Here is a 6,056-nt window from a genome sequence, read left to right as displayed (position 1 = left end):
GAAGCACCCGCCGCGGACACCGAGAAGTAAATCCGACTCACCGGGGGCGCCTTGCGCGCCGCCGGACTTCCGCTGGCGGCCCGGCCTGTGCTCAGGCCGGCCGCCAGCGGCACCGAACACTACTTAATACGGGAGGACTGGAGTCCAAATGGCGAACTACACCGCTGCTGATATCAAGGCACTGCGCGAGCGCACCGGCGCCGGCATGATGGATGTCAAGAAGGCCCTGGACGAGGCCAATGGGGATGCCGAGAAGGCCATTGAGCTGATCCGGATCAAGGGACTGAAGGGCGCCACCAAGCGCGAAGGCCGCTCCACCGCCGAAGGCCTGGTGGCCGCCAAGGTCATCGACGGAACCGTCGGCGTCATGATCGAGGTCAACTGCGAGACCGACTTCGTCGCCAAGTCCGCCAAGTTCATCGAACTCGCCGACAAGGTACTGGCCACGGCGGTTGAGTCCGGCGCAGCCGAGCTCGACGCCCTGCTGGCCGCCGACGTCGACGGCAAGCCGCTGGGTGACTTCGTCGTCGAGGGAGGCGCCGTGCTGGGCGAGAAAGTTGTCGTCCGCCGGGTCGCCCGCGTCGAAGGCAAGACCGTCGATGCCTACCTGCACAAGACGTCCAAGGACCTGCCGGCACAGGTCGGCGTCCTCTTCGCCGTCGACGGCGAAGGCGACTCGGCCTTCGAGGCAGCCCACGACATCGCCGTGCACAGCGCGGCCTACGCCCCGGCCTACCTGACCCGCGAAGAGGTCCCGGCCGAGACCGTGGAGAACGAGCGCCGCATCGCCGACGAGACCGCCCGCGCCGAGGGCAAGCCCGAGGCAGCACTCGCGAAGATCGTCGAGGGCCGGCTGAACGGTTTCTTCAAGGAGATCGTGCTGCTGGACCAGCCGTTTGCCAAGGACCCGAAGCAGTCCGTCGGCAAGGTGCTGGAGGCGGCCGGTGTCAACGCCACCGCCATTGCCCGCTTCCGCGTCGGAGCGTAACCTCGGTCGCAACGTTTAGGCGAACTGGCTGATTCAGATGACAAGGGGGTGGTCACCATCGGGTGACCACTCCTTTTTCATGTCCGGATCGGCCGCGCGGCCTCAACCGTCGGGCAGCCGCGGCCAGTCACACCCTCTTTCCCCAGAACCACGCACGCCGGGAGGCACCATGGAATCCCAGAACACCCAGACCACCGCTGATACCGGGGCCAAACGCCGCCGCGTCCTGCTGAAGCTTTCGGGCGAAGTCTTCGGCGGGGGGAAGCTGGGCGTGGACCCGGACACCGTCCGGGGCGTCGCCAAGCAGATCGCCGCCACGGTCGGCCAGGTCGAAGTGGCCATCGTCGTGGGCGGCGGCAACTTCTTCCGCGGCGCCGAACTGTCGACGTCGGGCATGGACCGCTCGCGAGCCGATTACATGGGCATGCTCGGCACCGTCATGAACTGCCTCGCCCTCCAGGACTTCCTCGAGCAGGCCGGGGTGGACACCCGCGTGCAAAGCGCGATCACCATGGGGCAGATAGCCGAGGCCTACATCCCGAGGCGGGCCATCCGGCACATGGAGAAGGGCCGCGTGGTCATCTTCGGCGCGGGCGCCGGCCTGCCCTATTTCTCCACCGACACCGTGGCCGCCCAGCGCGCCCTCGAGGTGCACGCCGACGTCGTGCTCATGGCGAAGAACGGCGTGGACGGCGTCTACACGGCCGACCCGAAGAAAGACCCGGCCGCGGAGAAGCTCGACACCCTGACCTATGACGAAGCCATGCGCCGGAATATCCGGGTGATGGACCAGACCGCCTTCAGCCTGTGCCGCGACAACAAGCTGTCCATGGTGGTCTTCGGGATGGAGGGCGAAGGCAACGTGACCCGTGCGATTCTGGGCGAACAGATCGGCACCTACGTCACCGCCTGACTGGCGCCGGGCCGTCCGCCGGATAGCCTAGGATGGAAAGCAGAGCCAGGACCGCGGGCATCGCGGAGTGAATGAAGGACGTGAAGGAGAGACCGTGATAGACGAGACGCTGCGCGAAGCTGCCGAGAAGATGGACAAGGCAGTCGAAGTGGCCAAGGAAGACTTCGCCACCATCCGCACCGGCCGCGCCAATCCGGCACTGTTCTCCAAGGTCACGGTCGACTACTACGGCACGCCGACCCCGCTGCAGCAGTTGGCGTCCTTCCAGAACCCCGAACCGCGCACCCTGCTGATCACGCCGTACGACAAGTCGGCGCTGAACGACATCGAGAAGGCCCTGCGTGATTCGGATGTGGGCGCCAACCCGGCCAACGACGGCGTGGTGATCCGCGTGGTCCTGCCGGAACTGACCATGGAACGCCGCAAGGAGTACGTCAAGGTGGTGCGGGGCAAGGCCGAAGACGCGAAGGTTTCGATCCGCAACATCCGCCGCAAGGCGATGGACACCATCGGCAAGCTGGTCAAGGACGGCGAGGTCGGCGAGGACGAAGGCAGCAGGGCCGAAAAGGAACTGGACGCCAAAACCAAGTCGCACACCGACAACGTGGACGAGCTCCTCAAGCGCAAGGAAGCCGAGCTGCTCGAGGTCTGATGAGTACGGACCAGCCTCAACCCATGGCTGGCGATACGCCGGCTCCGGCGGCTGGTCCGGGACAGCGGCCGGCAGAACCCGGACGGCGGGCGCTGCGTGCCGCCGCCAAGCCCTCCCGTGCCGGGCGCAACCTGCCGGCAGCCATCGTCGTCGGACTCTCGCTGCTCATTGTTGTCCTGGTGGGTCTTTTCCTCCTGCCCGATGCCTTCGTGGTGCTGGTGGCCGGTTTCGCGGCCGTGGGCGTGTGGGAGGTTTCCCGGGCCCTGACGGTCAAGAACATCAAGGTGCCGCTGCCGCCGCTGTTCGCGGGGGCCCTCGCGATGCCCGTGGCCGCCTATTACGGCGGGCCGGAGGGGTTGGCCTTCGCCCTGGTGGCCTCCTGCGTGGCCCTGATGGTCTGGAAGTGCCTGGACAGTACCGACGGCGCGGTCAGCAGTGTGCTCAGCGGCACCTTCATCCTCTGCTGGGTTCCCTTTTTCATCAGCTTCTCGCTGCTGTTGCTGCTGGAGGAGTCCGGCGCCCTGAAGGTGGCCACCATGCTGCTGCTGGTGGTCTCCAACGACACCTTCGGGTACCTGATCGGGGTGCTCTTCGGGAAGCACCCGATGGCACCGAAGATCAGCCCCAAGAAGTCGTGGGAAGGGTTTGCCGGTTCGGTCGGCGGAGCCGTCCTGGTCGGCGTCCTGTGCTCGGTGCTGGTGCTGGACCTTCAGTGGTGGTTCGGGCTGGTCCTGGCCGTGGCCACCGTGGCCGCCTCCACCGTGGGCGACCTGGCCGAGTCGATGGTCAAGAGGGAACTTGGCATCAAGGACATGAGCAACTTCCTGCCGGGCCACGGCGGGGTGATGGACCGGCTGGATTCCATCGTGTTTGCCGCCCCGGTGGCCTTCGTGCTCGCCTCGTTGCTGGCCCCGGGGGCCGTGTAGGCGCGCGGCCGCGGATACCCGGGGCCACGCGGCGGCCCGCATAGACTGGGCACCGTAGACAAGCGGAACGTATTGACGGAACAGGAACCACAGGACACCATGGCGCGACGAACCATTGATGCCGGCAAGGGCAGTGCCCCGTTCGACCACGTGGACCGGCGGAACTTCGGCTACAACGCACGCCAGGTGGACGACTTCCTCAGCCGGGCGCGGGAGTACTACAACAACCCCGAGCCCGACGACGCTCCCATCACCAGCCGCGATGTCCGGGCCATGACGTTCGATCCGGCCAAGGGCGGCTACGACCCGCGGGCCGTCGACGCCGCGCTGGACCGGCTGGAGGACGTCTTCGCCCAGCGGGAGCGCGATGCGCTGATCAGTAGGGACGGCGAACAGGCCTGGCTGACGCAGATCGGCCGCGTGTCGGCGATGCTGCGCGCCCGCCTGCACCGCGCCCCGGGCGAACGCTTCCGCCGGCCGACGAAGCGGAACGCCGTCAGCTACAACGTGGAGGACGTCGACGCGCTGTGCGTGGAACTGCTGGGCTATTTCGAGCACGACCAGCCGATGAGCGTCGATGTGGTGCGCAGGGCCGTGTTCCGCGAGGCCAAGGGCAATGACGGCTACGAGGAAAACCAGGTGGACGCGTTCCTGGACCGCGTCGTCGAGTTAATGGCCGCGATCGACTGACGGGGCCCGACCTCGTTCAGTCTCCGGGACGGGGCCAACCGGCCGGCTCCGGACTGTCCGCCCGCTCCGGGGTGTGCAGCCGTGCCATGACCCGGGCGGTGGTGGCCGGCCTGCGCGAAGCCGTCGCCCGGGAAACGGCCACCGTCACCAGGAACGCCGCCGGAACAGTCCAGGCCGCCGGCTGTCCCAACGGCTCGGCCCAGGCGCCCAGTTTCGGTCCCGCCACGGCAGCCGCCAGCAGCGAACCGCCGCAGAGCACCGCCCCCGACACCATGCCGGCAATGGCGCCGGCATCGGTGAGACCCCGCCACCAGATGCCCAGCAGCAAGAGCGGGCAGATGGTCGAGGCGGTAAACGCGAAGACCGTGCCCACGCTGCCGGCCAGGGCCAGCGATTCGGTGCCCAGGGCGATGCCCAGCGGCACGATGGCCGACAGCACGGCGGCCAGCCGGAAGCCCCTGACGCTGCCGCGGAACAGGTCCTGGCTGACCACCCCGGCCAGGGAAACCACCAGCCCGGAGGTGGTCGAAAGGAACGCGGCGAACGCGCCCGCCACCACGCAGGCGCTCAAGAGATCGCCGGCCAGGCCGTCCACAATCCGCCCCGGCAGCAGCAGCACCGTGGCGTCGGACTGGGTGCCGCCGGCCAGCCGCGGGGTGTGCAGCCTGCCGAGCACGCCGTAGATGGTGGGGAAGAGGTAGAACAGCGCCAGCAGCCCCAGCACCAGTTGCGTGGTGCGGCGGGCGGCGGCACCGTCGGGATTGGTGTAGAAACGCACCAGCACGTGCGGCAGCCCCAGCGTCCCGAAAAGCAGGGCGATGATCAGCGAGATATTCCGGTACAGGGATGCATCGCCGACGACATCCAGCGACGGGTCGAAGGCCGCGCCGCCGCCGGTGGCCGACTGGCCCGAACCGGCGAGGACCAGCAGGATGAACACCACCGGGACGGCCAGGGCCGTGAGTTTCAGCCAATACTGGAAGGCCTGCACGAAGGTGATGGAGCGCATGCCGCCGGTGACCACGGACAGCACCACCACGACGACGACGGCGAGGGCGCCTGCCCAGCCCGGCAGGCCGGTGGCGATGCGCACGGTCAGGGCGGCCCCGTGCAGTTGCGGCACGATGTAAAGCCAGCCGACCGCTATCACCAACAGGCTGGTGACGCGTCGCGCGGCAGTGGAATCGAGCCGGGCCGCGGCGAAGTCGGGAATTGTGTACGCCCCGGAGCGGCGCAGCGGGGCGGCCACGAACAGCAGAAGCATCAGATAGCCGGCGGTGTATCCGACGGGGAACCAGAGCGCGTCGATGCCCGAGACCAGGATCAGCCCTGCCACGCCCAAAAAGCTTGCGGCCGAGAGGTATTCGCCGCCGATGGCCGACGCATTCCACCACGGCTTGACCGTCCGCGAGGCGACGTAGAAATCACCGGTGGTGCGGGAAATCCGCAGCCCGTAGATGCCGATCAGCACGGTGGCGGCGCAGACGGCGGCCACCGCCGCCAGCCCGGCGGCCGCGTTCACTGCCTCGTCCCCGGGCCAACCCGGTCGGCCGTCAACTCGCGGAAGCGGCGCTCGTTGCGGGCGGCCGCACGGTTGTAGAGCGCGGCACAGGCCAGGATGATCGGGTAGATCCCTATGCCCAGCAGCAGCCAGGGGAGCGGGACCGTGAACACGGTCAACGTGGCCGTGAGCGGTACCAGCGCGATCAGCACGGCCATGCCCAGCAGGATCAGCCCGAAACCGGCCGCCACCACCACGGCCAGGCGCAATTGGGAACGGACCAGGGACCGCACGAAGAGCTCGCCGACTTCCGACTGCTCGGCCACCTCGCGGGAGAAGGTGTAGCCGCCCGCCGGCCGGGGCGCGGCCGAACGCGGCGCGGTGAC

At 68.2% G+C, this 6,056-nt stretch carries 7 protein-coding genes; 5 read left to right on the top strand and 2 right to left on the bottom strand.

Annotation, left to right across the window (positions count from 1 at the left end; translation table 11 throughout):
* Positions 1-148 precede the first annotated feature (148 nt).
* From tsf to AC5RUJ_RS09515, 5 genes are all read left to right on the top strand, one after another.
* Entirely contained in the window at positions 149-988 is an 840-nt protein-coding gene (gene tsf, locus AC5RUJ_RS09535) for a translation elongation factor Ts (RefSeq protein WP_494128284.1), read from the top strand.
* Positions 989-1,157: 169 nt separating this feature from the next.
* Entirely contained in the window at positions 1,158-1,901 is a 744-nt protein-coding gene (pyrH, locus tag AC5RUJ_RS09530) for a UMP kinase (RefSeq protein ID WP_493988119.1), read from the top strand.
* Positions 1,902-1,995: 94 nt separating this feature from the next.
* Complete coding sequence (gene frr / locus AC5RUJ_RS09525) at positions 1,996-2,553, top strand: ribosome recycling factor (RefSeq protein ID WP_494014218.1); 558 nt, start codon at positions 1,996-1,998, stop codon at positions 2,551-2,553.
* Positions 2,554-2,576: 23 nt separating this feature from the next.
* Positions 2,577-3,479, top strand: a complete 903-nt coding sequence (locus tag AC5RUJ_RS09520) for a phosphatidate cytidylyltransferase (protein WP_494002465.1) — start codon at positions 2,577-2,579, stop codon at positions 3,477-3,479.
* A gap of 99 nt (positions 3,480-3,578) precedes the next feature.
* Positions 3,579-4,169: a DivIVA domain-containing protein gene (locus AC5RUJ_RS09515; protein ID WP_494128320.1), complete on the top strand. Its 591-nt coding sequence runs from the start codon at positions 3,579-3,581 to the stop codon at positions 4,167-4,169.
* A gap of 16 nt (positions 4,170-4,185) precedes the next feature.
* Here the strand turns inward: AC5RUJ_RS09515 and AC5RUJ_RS09510 are convergent, their stop codons facing one another.
* Both AC5RUJ_RS09510 and AC5RUJ_RS09505 read right to left on the bottom strand, forming a co-directional pair.
* Complete coding sequence (locus tag AC5RUJ_RS09510) at positions 4,186-5,691, bottom strand: sodium/solute symporter (protein ID WP_494128283.1); 1,506 nt, start codon at positions 5,689-5,691, stop codon at positions 4,186-4,188.
* Positions 5,688-6,056, bottom strand: a 369-nt coding sequence (locus tag AC5RUJ_RS09505) for a hypothetical protein (RefSeq protein ID WP_494155797.1), incomplete at its 5' end; no start/stop codon positions are given. The genes AC5RUJ_RS09505 and AC5RUJ_RS09510, both read right to left, overlap by 4 nt.

The organism is Arthrobacter sp. Y3223164, from assembly GCF_059091005.1.
The sequence above is the reverse complement of the archived record's forward strand: the minus strand, read 5'-3'. Positions and strand labels throughout refer to the sequence as shown.

Excerpts from the sequence above, each read along its gene's own strand:
- AC5RUJ_RS09515 (WP_494128320.1), top strand. The coding sequence starts at position 3,579 with ATGGCGCGACGAACCATTGATGCCGGCAAGGGCAGTGCCCCGTTCGAC.
- pyrH (WP_493988119.1), top strand. The coding sequence starts at position 1,158 with ATGGAATCCCAGAACACCCAGACCACCGCTGATACCGGGGCCAAACGC.
- tsf (WP_494128284.1), top strand. The coding sequence starts at position 149 with ATGGCGAACTACACCGCTGCTGATATCAAGGCACTGCGCGAGCGCACC.
- AC5RUJ_RS09520 (WP_494002465.1), top strand. The coding sequence starts at position 2,577 with ATGGCTGGCGATACGCCGGCTCCGGCGGCTGGTCCGGGACAGCGGCCG.